The sequence below is a fragment of the Nostoc sp. genome (genome assembly GCF_036916575.1).
Taxonomy (GTDB): domain Bacteria; phylum Cyanobacteriota; class Cyanobacteriia; order Cyanobacteriales; family Nostocaceae; genus Nostoc.
In genome coordinates, this window is the sequence record NZ_JBALGC010000072.1 from 75,020 (window position 1) to 90,505 (window position 15,486).

General features: G+C 42.5%; 13 protein-coding genes and 1 tRNA gene. 11 read left to right on the forward strand and 3 right to left on the reverse strand.

The genetic code is table 11. From position 1 onward, the window contains the following. Positions 1 to 42: 42 nt before the first annotated feature. Positions 43 to 1,386 carry an acetyl-CoA carboxylase biotin carboxylase subunit gene (gene accC / locus V7L29_RS15225; protein ID WP_334689042.1) on the reverse strand — a complete coding sequence of 448 codons (1,344 nt, stop codon included), beginning with the start codon at positions 1,384 to 1,386 and terminating at the stop codon, positions 43 to 45. 435 nt (positions 1,387 to 1,821) lie between these two features. Between accC and V7L29_RS15230 the strand changes: the two genes are divergently transcribed. From V7L29_RS15230 to V7L29_RS15270, 9 genes are all read left to right on the forward strand, one after another. Then, positions 1,822 to 1,902 (forward strand) — tRNA-Leu (locus tag V7L29_RS15230). A 309-nt stretch (positions 1,903 to 2,211) separates the two neighbouring features. Then, entirely contained in the window at positions 2,212 to 2,835 is a 624-nt protein-coding gene (locus tag V7L29_RS15235; protein ID WP_334736011.1) for a chorismate lyase, read from the forward strand. A gap of 387 nt (positions 2,836 to 3,222) precedes the next feature. Beyond that, positions 3,223 to 3,798 carry a Uma2 family endonuclease gene (locus tag V7L29_RS15240; protein WP_334736012.1) on the forward strand — a complete coding sequence of 192 codons (576 nt, stop codon included), beginning with the start codon at positions 3,223 to 3,225 and terminating at the stop codon, positions 3,796 to 3,798. Positions 3,799 to 3,829: 31 nt separating this feature from the next. After that, a complete protein-coding gene (locus V7L29_RS15245; protein WP_334736013.1) occupies positions 3,830 to 4,393 on the forward strand; it encodes a Uma2 family endonuclease in 564 nt (187 codons plus the stop codon). Between the two features lie 461 nt (positions 4,394 to 4,854). Beyond that, positions 4,855 to 6,600, forward strand: a complete 1,746-nt coding sequence (locus tag V7L29_RS15250; RefSeq protein ID WP_334736014.1) for a DUF3352 domain-containing protein — start codon at positions 4,855 to 4,857, stop codon at positions 6,598 to 6,600. A gap of 509 nt (positions 6,601 to 7,109) precedes the next feature. Continuing rightward, positions 7,110 to 8,171, forward strand: a complete 1,062-nt coding sequence (ccsB, locus tag V7L29_RS15255; RefSeq protein WP_334689046.1) for a c-type cytochrome biogenesis protein CcsB — start codon at positions 7,110 to 7,112, stop codon at positions 8,169 to 8,171. A gap of 267 nt (positions 8,172 to 8,438) precedes the next feature. Beyond that, on the forward strand, positions 8,439 to 8,747 hold the full coding sequence (locus V7L29_RS15260; RefSeq protein ID WP_334689047.1) for a KGK domain-containing protein: 309 nt from the start codon (positions 8,439 to 8,441) through the stop codon (positions 8,745 to 8,747). 134 nt (positions 8,748 to 8,881) lie between these two features. Next, complete coding sequence (locus V7L29_RS15265) at positions 8,882 to 9,580, forward strand: Uma2 family endonuclease (protein WP_334736015.1); 699 nt, start codon at positions 8,882 to 8,884, stop codon at positions 9,578 to 9,580. A 64-nt stretch (positions 9,581 to 9,644) separates the two neighbouring features. Continuing rightward, a complete protein-coding gene (locus V7L29_RS15270; protein ID WP_334736016.1) occupies positions 9,645 to 10,430 on the forward strand; it encodes a Uma2 family endonuclease in 786 nt (261 codons plus the stop codon). Positions 10,431 to 10,713: 283 nt separating this feature from the next. Here the strand turns inward: V7L29_RS15270 and V7L29_RS15275 are convergent, their stop codons facing one another. Next, the gene (locus tag V7L29_RS15275) at positions 10,714 to 11,307 is read right to left on the reverse strand and encodes a tetratricopeptide repeat protein (RefSeq protein ID WP_334736027.1); all 594 of its coding nucleotides are present in this window, start codon (positions 11,305 to 11,307) and stop codon (positions 10,714 to 10,716) included. 496 nt (positions 11,308 to 11,803) lie between these two features. On the opposite strand from V7L29_RS15275, the gene V7L29_RS15280 reads away from it, so the two are divergent. Together V7L29_RS15280 and tilS are read left to right on the forward strand one after the other, a co-directional pair. Beyond that, positions 11,804 to 12,421 (forward strand): Uma2 family endonuclease, encoded by a 618-nt coding sequence (locus V7L29_RS15280; RefSeq protein ID WP_334736017.1) that lies wholly within the window; start codon positions 11,804 to 11,806, stop codon positions 12,419 to 12,421. A 12-nt stretch (positions 12,422 to 12,433) separates the two neighbouring features. After that, positions 12,434 to 13,435, forward strand: a complete 1,002-nt coding sequence (gene tilS, locus V7L29_RS15285) for a tRNA lysidine(34) synthetase TilS (RefSeq protein ID WP_334736018.1) — start codon at positions 12,434 to 12,436, stop codon at positions 13,433 to 13,435. A gap of 70 nt (positions 13,436 to 13,505) precedes the next feature. On the opposite strand, the gene hmpF is transcribed toward tilS, so the two are convergent. Next, on the reverse strand, positions 13,506 to 15,266 hold the full coding sequence (hmpF, locus tag V7L29_RS15290) for a pilus motility taxis protein HmpF (RefSeq protein WP_334736019.1): 1,761 nt from the start codon (positions 15,264 to 15,266) through the stop codon (positions 13,506 to 13,508). Positions 15,267 to 15,486: the final 220 nt, after the last annotated feature.

Below are 15,486 nucleotides of genomic sequence, written 5' to 3' on the forward strand. Positions count from 1 at the left end.
CTTCTCCCTTGCTCCCTGCTTCCCTGCTTCTTCCCCACTCCCTTAACCGTTCATTTCTTGCACAAAATTTGTATAGACATTACCCTGCAAAAACTGTGGAGTTTCCATAATTTTTTGATGAAACCCGATGGTGGTGGGTAGTCCAGTGATGGCACATTCCCGGAGTGCGCGTTTCATGCGGTTAATAGCAGTGGATCGGTCTGGTCCCCAAACAATTAACTTGCCGATCAAGGAATCGTAATAGGGCGGGATTTGGTAATCTGTGTAAACGTGGGAATCAATCCGAACACCAGGCCCTCCAGGGGGAAGATAGCCGCTGATCCGTCCAGCAGAAGGGCGAAAGTCATGATCGGGGTCTTCAGCATTGATCCGGCATTCGATCGCATGACCCCGCAAGACTACTTGCTCTTGTGTAAGCTTAAGTCTTTCTCCTTGGGCAATCCGAATTTGTTCGACAACTAAATCGATGCCAGTAATCATCTCTGTTACAGGATGTTCTACTTGAATCCGGGTGTTCATTTCCATAAAGTAGAATTTACCGGATCTATCCAAGAGAAACTCGATAGTACCCGCCCCAGTATAATTAATGAATTGGGCAGCTTTGACAGCAGCTTGCCCCATTTTCTCACGTAGGTCTTGGTCGAGAGCGGGACTTGGTGCTTCTTCTAGTAGCTTTTGATTTCGGCGCTGAATTGAGCAATCCCGTTCGCCCAAGTGGATAACATTACCGTAGTTATCCGCCAAAATTTGAAATTCGATGTGGCGGGGACGTTCAATAAATTTTTCTATGTAAACGCCAGAATTCCCAAAAGCTGCTCCTGCTTCCCCTTGGGCCGCCAGGAAAAGTTTGACAAATTCATCTTTAGAACGAACTAGGCGCATACCCCGTCCACCGCCACCTGCTGTGGCTTTGATCATCACTGGATAGCCGATATCCTTGGCGAATTTTAATCCTTGTTCCTCAGATTCTACTAACCCCTCAGTACCAGGTACTGTCGGGACTCCAGCTTTTTGCATGGTTTCTTTGGCAGTGGATTTATCCCCCATCAGCTTGATAGCTTCTGGAGTTGGGCCGATAAAAGCAATATGATGGTCAGCACAAATTTCCGCAAACCGGGCATTTTCTGCCAAAAAGCCATAGCCTGGATGAATGGCGGTGGCATTGCGCGTCAGTGCGGCAGCAATAATATTGGGAATATTCAAATAACTTTTACTGCTAGCAGGTTCGCCAATGCAAACCGCTTCATCAGCAAGTTGGACGTGGAGAGCATTACGGTCAACGGTGGAGTGAACCGCAACTGTCGCAATCCCCATTTCTTCACAGGCGCGGAGAATGCGAAGGGCGATTTCTCCCCGATTGGCAATTAATATTTTGTCAAACTTCATTTTTTAGTTTCGATATCATTACCAGTAGATTGACATTTTCTCTGATCCAACTTGAAACGACGCTTTGGCATTATTTCAAATTATCACAGGAGATTCGCCACCCCGATTCTAAGCAAACTTAAGATTGCAGGCTTGCTGCCTGTATGGGTCTTACTACACTAACAACATTGCTGCTGTAAGTCTTGACTAGCTAACCAAACTGGGCAGAGTGCGTAGGCGCAACCCGTCGTAGACATCGCTATAAAACGGGCGGGTACGCCATCGCACCCTGCCCAACACAGTAGCTCTACCCTTTTTAATATCACTTGTGCAGAGGCTAGATTTCTGTCAGTCTGATACCGCCTTGAGGAAATTTATATTTTTGAGAAATATAACTTAGATATCACCTTACTATAATTATTTTCTTATGCTATAGTCTATGTTTAGACAACCCGTGCGGATGTGGCGGAATTGGTATACGCGCACGCTTGAGGTGCGTGTGGCTTTGCCTTGCGAGTTCGAGTCTCGCCATCCGCATATTTTGTTTATTTAGTCAAGGGTCAAGCAATTTTGGATTTTAAATTGCCGATTTTGAATTGAAACAGACCATTCCACAAGAGTTGGGCAAGATGATTTGAAATTTTGGATCTTGGATTTGTTCCGCCCACTTTAAGCGGGACATAAACCGAAATAATTTTTAATTCTTCAATTCTTTAATCTAAAATCTAAAATTGGCACGGTCAATAGTCAAGGGTCAAAAGACCTTAGACTGTTGACCATTAAATCTGGCTATAGTTCTGGTTTTTTTATGCTTTTATAGAGATAGATGAAGTTTTGTAAAAAGCATTGACTATAACTTTTACGGCAACAAATAACTTAACACTGCCAGCAGCTTGGCATCGCCTCACTCCGATTTGGCAAGGAGGGGAAGAAATAATTCAACAAAGTTTACCTCACACTCAGCTGGCACCTGCCTGGCAGCTAATGCTTTTGGGTGACGGCTCTCCAACACGTCACTTAGAATTGCTTACAGGTGAGCCTATAGAAGTAGATGTGATTGATATGTCATTGATTGGCATGGACTTGGATGGTGCGCCTGAGTTAATCCAAACTGTCCCAGGGCCACGACTACGGCGACAAGTATGGCTGCGTACTGCTTCTGGTCAACGATTAGCTTACGCCACCTCGTGGTGGGAAGCCAGTCATGTAGATGAATATTTGCAAAACCGTTCATTACCAATTTGGGCGAGTTTGGCTCGTCTTCGCACAGAGTTGTATCGGGATGTTCGAGGAATTTACTACGGTGACTCATCGGCGCTAGAATCGGGTTTTGATGTAATTGGGCCTTTTTGGGGTCGCCATTACTTGTTTTGGCATCATGGACAGCCACTGACCTTAATTTATGAAGTGTTTTCGCCTTATTTAACCAAATATTTGGGAGCTATGCAATTAAATTCAAAAAACCCGTAAAAAGCCTGAAGAGAATATTGCTTTTGAGTTTTGATTGCTATTTAGAGAACTCAGGACTTACGCAAAAATCGCCGAAAAGCTTAATTTAGCGTAGACACGTAGTGGCTTGCCGCAGGCTACCGCCAAGACGAGAAGCAACTGCCAGCGGTATCGTAAAAGACCTACGAGTAATTTACCCACACAAGCGATGCCTACGGCAACCCGTACCCTCCTTCTCCTGACGGAGAGGCTGCGCCAACAAAAACGCTAGCGCGAACGTGGAAACAAGCTACGCATAGCGTCTTTGACAGGAGAAGCGGGAACGCCTAAAAGTAGAAACAGGAAATCCCAGATGAAGTATTTGAGATCGGTAAAAATCTAAAATAGAGTCATCCCCCAAAACCAACCATGATTCAACTCAAAACCCAACTCACCCTTGAAGAATTTCTCGCACTTCCCGAAGGAGACATCATCTCCGAACTCATTGATGGAGAAGCTGTTCCCAAATTTAAAAACGATGTAATGTCACCAAAATTTTTTCATAGTTCTATAACAGGTGCGTTATTTATACTATTGTCTGCATGGGCGCAAGGAAAGGGGCGAGTTGTAATTGAATGGGCAATTAAGCTAACACGAAATCAACAAGACTGGGTTCCTGTAACAGATTTGACATATATTTCCTATAACCGTCTTTCTGCTGATTGGTTGCAAGATGAGGCTTGTCCTGTTGTACCTGAATTAGTCATTGAAATTATCTCCCCTGGTCAAACTTTCGGAGAAATTACAGAAAAAGCTACTGATTATTTAAAAGCTAAAGTTCAACGAGTTTGGATTATTGATACTAGAGCAAAAACTATCACTATTTTTTATCCTGATATTCTCCCTCAAACCAAACGTGACACTGATAGTTTAGAAGATTCCTTATTTGAAAGGCTACAAATTACACCTCAAAAAATTTTCCAACAAGCAAGAATTTTCGACTGATCTTAGCAACAAAGGCACGAGGAAAGGTTTAATGAATACTGTTGTGCTAAATCTAGAACCGATTGCTCATTTAACTGATGAGCAATTTTATCAATTGTGTATTGCCAATCGTGATTTAAGCCTGGAAATGAATGCAGGCGGAGAATTAATCATTATGCCACCAGTAGGAGGAGAAAGCGGAAATCAAGAAGCTGGACTGATCGCTGATTTAGAAATTTGGAATCGTCAAGCTAAATTAGGGAAAGTTTTTAGTTCTTCAACTATCTTTATACTTCCCAATGGTGCAAAACGTTCTCCTGATGCTGCTTGGGTAAAATTGGAGCGATGGGAAGCTTTGACACCAGAACAACGAAAAAAATTTCCGCCACTTGTACCCGACTTTGTGATTGAACTGCGTTCGGAGACAGATCGGCTTGCACCGATTCAAGAGAAAATGCAGGAATACATCAAAAATGGTCTGCGTTTGGGTTGGCTGATTAATCCTCAAGATGCAAGAGTGGAAATTTACCGACTTTTGAAGGCTGTAGAAGTTCTGCAAATGCCAGGGATTCTTTCTGGAGAAGATATATTACCTGGATTTGAGTTGCAAGTATAGGTAGGGATAAGCTTTCAGGGCATAGCTTGGCTTACCACATTATCCATCCAAAATGCGATCGCTGATTAAAAATTGTAGTCAAAGTACTTGATATTCCTTTCTCTGGAACGAAGGCAAGCTTTGCCAACGCAGAGTAGTGTGCTCGAATCATGACTTGCAGCTTTGTCCAGTTAGTTATATTCTCAAATTGCTTGGAATAACGGATTTACTTGCACAAACTTTCCGACTGAGGAATTAATCTTAGGGAAACGTCCTACGAAATTCAACAAAGCATGTTAAAAATGGTAACTGAGCCAAAAACACAGGTTTTGAAAGACTCGGGAAGGTTTATTAGGGAAATATCATCAATGTCTAGGATAGAAAAATTTATGCAGCTAACTGCCCTAGATAACGAGAAACTTTTTGGTTAACTTAACCAATCAAACAAGTAATGAGTTTGCAAGTATAAGGTATAGGTTTCAATGGCACCGCCTCTTGTGTCTGTTCCGATGAATAAAAATAAGAAACCGTCTCTGGTGCTGACGCTCTCGGCTGCTGGGTTATTGATTGGTACCGGGAGTGTAGCATACTGGTTGTTAGCCCAAAGACAAATGTCTTCTGGCGATTTGCTAGTAGGTGCAAATATTATTCCTGGTGATGCTTTGTTTGCGGTTTCTCTGACAACAGATCCCCAGCAGTGGCAGAAATTGCGACAGTTTGGCACAAAAGAAACCCAAGTAGAACTGGACAAAAATTTAGTAGAATTGCGCGATCGCTTTCTGACTAATAATGGTTACGACTTCCAGAAAGATGTCGCTCCTTGGGTAGGTGATGACGTCACAATCGCATTTCTTGCCCCAAACACAGCGAGTAAACCTGCACCTAAACCAGTTACCACCAATGAAGATGCTGCTAGCGATCAGCAGTCGATGGTAATGGTATTGCCAGTGAAAAACCCAGAAATCGCCAAAAGCATTTTGGCACGACCCAAAACCCTTAAACAAGGCAAATGGATTGACCGTACTTATCAAGGGGTCCCCATTAAACAAAATCAGGGACAAGCAGGAGAAAACTTCTCAGCAGCATTACTAGATGGGCGTTTTTTAGTCATAACTGATAGTCCCAAAGCCACAGAACGAGCAATTGATGCCTACAAAAATAAAACATCCCTAGCCACAACAGGGGGGTTTGCTGAGAATTTTCCAAAAATTGCCAATTACCAACCCTTTGCCCAGTTTTACGTAAATGTGCCAACCGCAGCCAAAATAGCCGCAGCTTCTCCAAACCGCCCTTTACCTGCTCAAGTTTTAGCTCAACTGCAAAATAATCAAGGTTTAGCGGGGACAATGACCTTAGAGCCAGAAGGAATTCGCTTCAAAGGCGTTTCTTGGCTAAACCCTAATAGTCAACGTGTGCTGGCGGTAGAAAACAAAGCTGGGAAAATGCAAAGCCGCGTACCAGCAGAAACCTTAATGATGCTATCTGGCGGTAACTTACAGCGCTTGTGGGGAGATTATGTTTTAACATCTCAGGGAAATCCCCTCTCGCCGATCGCACCAGAACAGATCAGAGGTGGTATAAAATCTCTTACCAATCTCGATTTAGATAAGGATTTGCTCGATTGGATGAAAGGCGAATTTTCCTTATCAGTGATTCCTACTACTCCAAAACAAGGTTCACCAGATGATTTTCGTGCGGGTTTAGTGTTCATGGTACAGGCAAGCAATCGCCAATCAGCTGAAGCATCCATAAAACAGCTCGATGAAGTGATGAGAAATCAATACCAGTTCCAAGTCCAACCGGGGAAAGTTGCCGATCAACCTGTTGTTAACTGGGTTTCACCCTATGGTACGTTAACTGCCACCCACGGCTGGTTAGATGGAGATGTCGCCTTTCTAGTAGTGGGCGCTCCCATCACTGATAAAATTGTTCCCCAACCCAACAACACACTAGCTAGCAATCTTCCCTTCCAACAAACAGTTCCCACAGAACCAAATCCGACAAATGGTCAATTTTTCCTGGATGTGGAACGAACTGTGAAAAATTTCCCTTTACCAACTCTAATTCCCAATCAACAAACTTTGCTAGATGGAACGCGCTCAATTGGGATGACATCTGCTGTCAGTGACAGTCGCAGTAACCGTTACGACATTTTTATCGCACTCAAAAAAGTTAGGAACTTGACTGCCTTGCCTAGTCCTACTACATCATCTACGACTTCTCCATAACAGCAATTGGAAAAGTTTGGAGCAAAGCCGGAGACTCCGAAGCTCCGGTTAGGAGTTTGGAGTTACTTCCTTCCCGCTAGAAGAATACCGATGTAAAAAACCGCCAAGACGCTTTCTCTACGAGACACTACGTGAACGCCAAGCGTCTCGTTCGCTGAAAGCAAAAGCATCTCGTAGAGAAGAGAAGAACACCAAGAAAGTCAAGAATAAAATAGGTAATCTTACACAGGAAAGGGAGTAGGAGTTAGAAGTTTAGAGTTTGGAGTTAGAAGTTAAGAGTTGTACCAATTCTCAAAAATCTTGCTATACATCAATCTTCGCGTCTGGTGTGTCTTTACCTCAGAGCAATACCATCTGTAGCAACGTTAAAATGAAATGGGATTAAAAATTATTAATTCATAACTCATAACTCTTAACTCCTAACTTTCACCTGTTTCTTGACCTTGTAAGCATATAGGATCAGAACAGTCAGAATCCATATTTAAAATCATCCACGGAGAGAACACTTTATGAATCTAGTTGTACTCCAGAACTGGCTGGACAATGCCTCCTTTGCCATATTATTCCTGACAATGCTGGTGTATTGGGGAGGAGCGGCTTTTCCGAATCTGCCTTATCTAGCCGCTTTGGGGACAGCTGGGATGGCGATCGCTAATTTGTGCATGGCTACTCTATTAGGGGCACGATGGATAGAAGCTGGTTACTTTCCCTTAAGTAATTTATATGAATCTCTGTTTTTCTTAACTTGGGGAATTACCACAGTCCATCTAATTGCTGAAAGTAGTAGCCGTAGCCGCTTAGTAGGAGTTGTTACAGCTCCTGTGGCAATGGCGATCACTGCTTTTGCTACCATGACACTACCATCTCAGATGCAAACGTCAGAACCGCTAGTACCTGCCTTGAAGTCAAATTGGCTGATGATGCATGTCAGCGTCATGATGTTGAGTTATTCTGCTTTGATGGTGGGTGCGTTATTAGCGATCGCTTTTTTAGTAGTCACTCGCGGTCAAAACATCCAACTACAAGGTAGTTCTGTAGGTACTGGTGGCTATCGCAGCAACGGCTACCGCTTACACAAAGCATCTGAACTAATTTCTCAACCACCAGCCCCTTCTGCCGAAAATAACGGCTTTGCTCGTTTTGAAACTAGTAGCAACGGCAACGGTAATGCTAACACCGCTGTTTTGAATTTAGTAACTACCTCTGAGCCTCAAACTGTAGCATCTGCCGAACCCCTTTCACCCCAGCGCCTTAACCTTGCCGAAACCCTTGACAACATCAGCTATCGCATCATTGGACTAGGATTTCCCCTGCTGACAATTGGGATCATTGCCGGTGGCGTTTGGGCTAACGAAGCTTGGGGTTCCTACTGGAGTTGGGACCCCAAAGAAACTTGGGCATTAATCACCTGGTTAGTGTTCGCCGCCTACCTCCACGCCCGAATCACTCGCGGTTGGCAAGGGCGTCGTCCCGCAATTTTAGCCGCCACTGGCTTTGTTGTCGTTTGGGTTTGCTATCTCGGTGTGAATCTTTTGGGTAAAGGTTTGCATTCTTACGGTTGGTTCTTTTAATAACCTCACCCCTGACCCCTCTCCGCTGACGGAGAGGGAGAAACGAGCAGATTGAAATTTACTACTATCTCTTGAAAATTATAAGTTTAGTTGCAGGAGATTAATATGGAAAATAGATTTGAGCATCTAAATCATGATGAAGTAGTGTCTGTATAAGCAAACACTTTTAAGAATTTAGATATTTTTAAAACTCTACAAAATCATCATTTTGTTTCGGATGAACTGCTAAATCTATGGAAAGTATAGATTTAGTGACAGGAGATTTTTATGGAAGATGGATTCGAGAGACTGAATCACGATGAAGTTGTGTCTATAGAACCAGACACTTTTAATAAGTTAAATATTGCTAAAACTTTTAAAGTCCGTGATTTAATTACAGCAATTAAGGAATATATTGGAGCAGATGAAAAAGATGAGGTAAATTTGTATACCCAAGGATTAAATTGTGAAGTTTTGCAGTTTACTACTCAGGGATGGAAAAAAGGAAAAGTTAGGCTTGCTTTAGAATTTTGTCCTGATGAATCTGAGTCACCACTTGATGAAATTTTTCAAAAACTCAAACAAGTAGAAAACTAATATGGAGTAAAGATAATTCGTAGGGCGTATAGCTGTGCGCCCCTACTGTGTACCTCATTCAAATGAAAATTGCTATATCAAAATTCATTAATAAAATAAAGATGCACTAATCACCGAAAAACAGTAAACCTATCATGCTAAATTACGATCCATTAGCTTGTTTACCCTCATCTGAGGAACTGCCAGACTCGGATGATACCCCAGTGGATAATGAATTACAAGATTTGATTCCCGGTTTACTTAAAGCGCTTCTGGCAATGGCGTGGCCAGAACGCATGGATTGGTTTTTTGGCGTAGATATGGGTATTTATTATGACCCAGATTTACCAGCAATAGTCCCAGATGGGTTTTTGAGTCTGGGCGTAGAGCGATTTTATGATGAAGACCTCCGCCCCAGTTATGTGCTTTGGGAAGAGAATAAATTACCGATATTAGTGTTTGAGGTAGTATCTAAAACATACCGTGGTGAGTACTCGACTAAAAAAGCAGAGTATGCAAGATTGGGAATTTTGTATTATGTAGTTTACAACCCATTTCGTCGCTGCAAGCCACGTTTAGAAGTTTACAAATTAGTTAACAATGTTTATGAATTACATGATGGTAATCCAGTTTGGTTGCCAGAAATAGGTTTAGGAATTGGCATCGAACGAGGAACTTATCTAGGCATACCACGGGAATGGATGTATTGGTATAACCAACAAGGACAACGGTTTTTAACACCAGAAGAAAAGGAAAAAGTTGCTGAACAAAAAGCTCAACAAGCACAACGACGTGCTGAATTATTAGCAGAGCAATTACGATCGCTTGGCATAGAGCCTGATTCTCTCATTTAAATTGCTATCAAAATTAATTTATAAACTAAAGATGCACTAATAACTGAGAAACGGTAAATCCATCATGCTAAATTACGATCCATTAGCTTGTTTGCCTTCATCAGAGGAACTACCTGACTCTGACGATACCCCTGTGGATAATGAATTACAAGATTTAATTCCCGGTTTACTTAAAGCGCTTCTGGCGATCGCTTGGCCAGAACGCATGGATTGGTACTTTGGCGTAGATATGGGTATTTATTACCACCCAGATTTACCAGCAATAGTCCCAGATGGATTTTTGAGTTTGGGCGTAGAGCGATTTTATGATGAAAACCTCCGCCCCAGTTATGTGCTTTGGGAAGAGAGGAGAGTACCAATATTAGCGCTGGAAGTAGTATCTCAAAAATATCGTGGTGAGTACTCTACTAAAAAAGCAGAGTATGCGAAATTAGGAATTTTATATTATGTAATCTACAATCCGAATCGTCGCCGAAAGCCACGGTTAGAAATATACAAATTAATTAATGGTGGTTACACTGCATTAGAAGATAGTAATCCCATTTGGTTGCCAGAGATTGGTTTAGGAATTGGCATGGAACGGGGAACTTATCTAGGCATTCCTCGCCAGTGGTTGTATTGGTATAACCAGCAAGGGGAAAAGCTTTTAACACCCGAAGAAAACGCAAAACTCGCTCAACAGAAAACCCTGCAAGCAGAACAAAAAGCTCAACAAGCAGAACAAAAAGCTCAACAAGCAGAACAAAAAGCTCAACAAGCAGAACAAAAAGCTCAACAAGCACAACGACGTGCTGAATTATTAGCACAACAGTTGCGATCGCTCGGCATAGATCCTGATTCTCTCATCTAAATTGCTGTAAAGATTCATTAACGAAGCTCTGAAGTTCACGACCGAAGCTCCAAGGTTCACAAACGAATCTCCGAGGTTCACGACCGAAGCTCCAAGGTTCACAAACGAAGCTCCGAGGTTCATCAACAAAGCTCAAAGGTTCATTAATGGAGTTCAAAGACTCATTCACAAGTATAAAAGACTCGTCCACAAGTATCAAAGACTCATTACAGCAGTTTTCATTTACTTAAATCACACTCTTGCCTTCTTTGCGCCTTTGCGTGACATAAAAATCTTTCAGTAATTACAAATTACGCATTACCCTATCAAGACTTGCACTCACACTTTCAACGTGTGGTGACTTTAATCGCTGCAAAATCTCTAAAGCTGGTTGCAAATAGGATATCGCTTTAGTGTATTCACCCTGCTGTTCTGCCAAATCTCCTAACCACCACAGAGTCATTGCTTGAGTTCGGACATCTCCAATGCGTTGAGTTATTTCCAAAGACTGATTGTAGAGTGCGATCGCTTCATCCACTTCCCCATTGTCGGCGTAGATACGTCCCAAAGAGTGCAACGTCGCCGCTTTGCCTTGGACATTTCCAATGCGTTCATTTATTTCCAAAGATTGATTGTAGAGTGCGATCGCTTGCTCCACTTCCCCTTTGTTGGCGTAGATACGTCCGAGTTCGTGCAACACCGCCGCTTTGCCTTGGAAATTACCAATGCGTTCTTCTATTTCCAAAGACTGATTGAAAAGTGCGATCGCTTCTTCCACTTCCCCTTTGTCGGCGTAGATACCTGCCAGTTGGTGCAACGTCACCGCCTTGGTTTGGACATGTCCAATGCGTTGAGTTATTTCCAAAGACTGATTGTAGAGTGCGATCGCTTCATCCACTTCTGACAATTCAGGTTATGTGGAAAAGTCCACCAAAAACCTAACCCCCTTCCCGTGTCGGGAAGGGAGGTGGTTTCATACGAAAAAAGAAAAATACATAAGTCTTGATTTCTCATTTTGTGTCCAGGTTTTTTCCGTCTCTCCAAACCTCTCCCCCCGTGGGGGAGAGGCTTTAAAACCCAGTTTTAGTTTTTCTCTGTTTGTATGAAACCATCCTGCCCTTCCCGACGCGGGAAGGAGGAAAATTCAAAGTCTCTCTCCTAAAAGGAGAGAGATTTAGAGAGAGGTTTTCTAAATGCCGTGAAAAGTCAGATGCAGAGAGTATTGCAAAAGTACTTTCTTTGTGTTGCAAGAATTGCCTAAAATAAGGCAACAGACACAAACCTGGAAACCCAGATTGAATCTGAGTTTCAAAAATTACGAATTACGTTAGCAATGTAGGAGCGTTATTATCAATTACAAATTACTTTAAGTCCTTTTTTAGCAGGTGAACAATATGGTTCAAACTCCAGTTAAAAAACTAACTTTTGAAGAGTTTCTAGAGCAATACCCTGATGGTGGTATTTACGAACTGATCAACGGAGAAATTATACCAGTGGAGCCAACTAGAGCGCATAAGAATGTGTCAAGGTTTTTAATGCTTGCCTTCTATGATGAAATTAGGCGCTTGGGACTTGAATATATTGCTGACAAAGATATCATCATTAGGACGTTTACTGATGCTGGGCAAGAACAAGGCAGAAATTCAGATGTGGGTGTAGTTAATGCATCACAGTGGAATACCAATGTTCTAGCATACGGAGCGCTGATTGAGCCTATCCAACTTGCTGTAGAAGTAACCTCAACAAACTGGGATGATGATTACGTTGACAAGCTAGATGAGTATCAGCGACTCGGTATCTCTGAGTATTGGATTGTAGATTATCTAGCGATCGCTTCTCGTGCTTATCTCGGTAATCCCAAACTACCCACGATTTTTGTTTACCAGTTAGTTGACGGAGAGTACCAAGTTCAAAAGTTTACGAATAATGACCGTATTATCTCTACTACTTTCCCCGAACTAGCGTTAACTGTTAAAAAAGTTATAGCTGCAAGTCAAATCCAAAAACTATGAGAAGTTCCAAAAATGGTATGGACTCCCATACATGCAAAAATACATCGCACCATCCGATCGCGCTACTTATTTGAGCGCAATCAGCGGCTATTAGTTGCTGTTTCTGGCGGACAAGATTCTCTGTGTTTAATAAAATTACTTTTAGATTTACAATCAAAATGGGGATGGTATTTAGGTATAGCTCACTGTGATCATCGCTGGCGTTCTGACTCCCAAGCTAATGCTCATCACGTCGAAAATTTAGCTAAAACTTGGGGTATATCCTTTTACTTAGAAACAGCTAACGAATCTATAAATAGTGAAGCTACTGCACGCGATTGGCGCTATCAAGCTTTAAGTGCGATCGCTCAAGCAAATAATTATCAATATATAGTTACAGGACACACCGCTAGCGATCGCGCCGAAACTCTCCTCTACAACTTAATTCGCGGTACTGGTGCTGATGGCTTACAGGCTCTTACTTGGCAACGCTCCCTGACTACGGGCATTATGCTAGTACGTCCACTTTTAGAAATTACTCGTACACAAACAGAACAATTTTGTCAAGAGTTTAAATTACCAATTTGGGAAGATTCCACCAATCAAGATTTGCAATATGCCCGCAACCGCATTCGCCAAGAACTGTTACCATATTTACAAGAAAATTTCAACCCCCAAGTAGAATCTGCCTTAGCCCAAACAGCAGAACTTCTCCAAGCAGAAGTGGAATATTTAGAAAAAGCTGCCCAGCAGTTGCAAGAAAAGGCGATGTCATGGGGCATTGGGGATGAAAAAGATTCTCTTACTCGCCTTCTTCCTGTACGGTTAAATCGTCAGGTATTGCAGAAAGCACCATTGGCACTGCAACGTCGCGTGATGCGTCAGGTATTGCAGCAAATACTTACTGATGCCCCTAGTTTTGAACACATCGAAAAATTAACGGCTTTAATTATAGCGCCCAACCGATCACAAACTGATCCATTTCCTGGCGGTGCGATCGCTCAAGTAGAAGGCGACTGGATCTGCTTGAAATAGTTAGGAGTTAAAAGTTATGAGTTAGGAGTTTTCTTTAATTCATAACTCATCACTCATAACTCCTAACTCGTTAAGACGATAGTAATTCTGGCTGAGACATTAAATGGAGAGTATGGCGCAACTGGGCGATCGCTTGGAGTTGATAATCACCACTTTCCTGGAATTGCTCCAAAGATTCTCCAATTAAGAGCAGCTTTTGCCGTAAGCCATCGAGTGAATCCTGAATTGGTTGTAGTGCTTCTTGATACAGATTCACCCGACCCCAGCATTCGGCAGTTGTTCTTCGCAGGGACAACAAGTTTTCCTCGATCGCTTTGATTTCTTGGCGTTTTTCATCCAAATCGTGAGTTTGATTGTCAATCATTCCCTGATTTAGCTCAATACCAGCACGGATCTGCTCAATCTCTCGTTCCAGCTTTTGGATTTCCTGTGAATATTGTTGTCGCTGGGTTTCAATTTGTAACAGAATCGGTTCTAAATTAATTTTGTTGTTGCTTTCTTCTTCATCAGTAACAGTATGTCCTTGCCGCCGCAGCAGTACAGCTTGGTGTTGCTTGAGAAACTTTTGATGCTGTAGCATATTGCGGCGTTGTCCCACCAAACTGGAGTTTAGCATCTGATAGAGGTCTTTTTCATCCGTTAGTTCCACTTCCAAATTGATGTGGTCATGGTCAGATGCGTGATTTATTTTAGTTTTGAGTTCTTCTATAGTTTCTTGTTTATATTTCAGTTCTTGTTCTTGATCGTGAACAAAGCTAGCATCTATTTCCAACTTATATTGCAAGTCTTGCACTATTTTTTGTAGTTCTTCTAAAGGCTTTTTCTCCAAAGCTTCCACATCAGCTTGCTGGCCGAGAACTAGATCACCAGATGTTGCAGCCAAAGAGTGAATCTGTTGATATAACTCTTCGGCGTTTCGTAACTGCTCTTTGATTATCCGAGCATACTCTTGCTTACTGGTAAGGTCTGCTGTATTTATCTGCAATTGGACTGTTTGCTGGGCTAAAGAATTTTGTGCTTGTTGCCATGCGTTTTGGCGATCGCTAAACGTTTGTGACAAACGCTCTACTTCTTCTTGCTGTTGAGCGATCGCAGTTTTTTGCTCCTCCAGTTTTTGCCAGTGTGGGGTTAGAGTAGCTTGCTGCTTTTCGACTAATTCAAAGGCCAGATGCAGCTGTTCTCTGACTGTTTGCGTGGGAGTAACACGACTAGACAAGCGATCAAGTAACTCACTCATTACCCGACTTTGCTCCTCATCCAAAACCGTCCCTTGTTGAAAATCCGTTTGACGTTCCTCTAAGCGACGCTGCTCACCGCGTAAATGCTCCCAAGCGCCTTCCAATTCCTGGCGGTTGCGCTCATTTTCTGCTTGCAAGCGTTCAAGTTCCTGGCGCGAGGTGTCAACTTCCTGTTTTTGCTCCTCCAGGCGTTGCACCTCATCCTCCATTTCTTGCAACTGTTCTGAGCGTACTTCCATGTCCATTTCACGGCGATTCAACTCTTGCGCCTGAAACGTCAGCGATTGCTTCCACTGATCAATCTCATCTTCCTTGAGCTTAAATTTCTCCAATTGGCGGGAAAAATTCTGCAAAATGTTTACTAGTGGACGCCCTGCTTCTTGAATCCGCTGCACTTGACGATTCGGATTCAGTTCAACCAGTACCAAAGCACCATCATTTAATTTGCTTGCGTCCTCAGCGGCAATCACATCTTCCGACACAGTACTCCAATTCTGGTCAGTTCGCTGACAAGCTAGCAGTTTCAGTTCGGTTTTAGCACCGCCACTGAGTAAACCACCTTTCTGTTTTTGTACTTCTGCTAAATACAGCACACCGTTAGTCCTTATTGATGCACTTCAAGTTCGTGTTTTGGGATATACCTTAAATAATTCTGTTAACTTGTCTGACTGAACCGAAGTTTAGGAGAACAAGACAGACAAAACTATAGACGCGAGATGTTACGTCTTGATACTTATAGAAGCGACTTGGTCGCGCCTTTATATTTTGTACTGATGACAGTGATGATGACTTCCGTGTTAACACTAGCTTTGT

What these genes read in the sequence shown, in the direction of transcription:
- accC (WP_334689042.1), bottom strand. Translation starts at nt 1,386, where the DNA reads ATGAAGTTTGACAAAATATTAATTGCCAATCGGGGAGAAATCGCCCTT.
- V7L29_RS15240 (WP_334736012.1), top strand. Translation starts at nt 3,223, where the DNA reads ATGATTCAACTCAAAACCCAACTCACCCTTGAAGAATTTCTCGCACTT.
- V7L29_RS15245 (WP_334736013.1), top strand. Translation starts at nt 3,830, where the DNA reads ATGAATACTGTTGTGCTAAATCTAGAACCGATTGCTCATTTAACTGAT.
- V7L29_RS15250 (WP_334736014.1), top strand. Translation starts at nt 4,855, where the DNA reads ATGGCACCGCCTCTTGTGTCTGTTCCGATGAATAAAAATAAGAAACCG.
- ccsB (WP_334689046.1), top strand. Translation starts at nt 7,110, where the DNA reads ATGAATCTAGTTGTACTCCAGAACTGGCTGGACAATGCCTCCTTTGCC.
- V7L29_RS15260 (WP_334689047.1), top strand. Translation starts at nt 8,439, where the DNA reads ATGGAAGATGGATTCGAGAGACTGAATCACGATGAAGTTGTGTCTATA.
- V7L29_RS15265 (WP_334736015.1), top strand. Translation starts at nt 8,882, where the DNA reads ATGCTAAATTACGATCCATTAGCTTGTTTACCCTCATCTGAGGAACTG.
- V7L29_RS15270 (WP_334736016.1), top strand. Translation starts at nt 9,645, where the DNA reads ATGCTAAATTACGATCCATTAGCTTGTTTGCCTTCATCAGAGGAACTA.
- V7L29_RS15280 (WP_334736017.1), top strand. Translation starts at nt 11,804, where the DNA reads ATGGTTCAAACTCCAGTTAAAAAACTAACTTTTGAAGAGTTTCTAGAG.
- tilS (WP_334736018.1), top strand. Translation starts at nt 12,434, where the DNA reads ATGGTATGGACTCCCATACATGCAAAAATACATCGCACCATCCGATCG.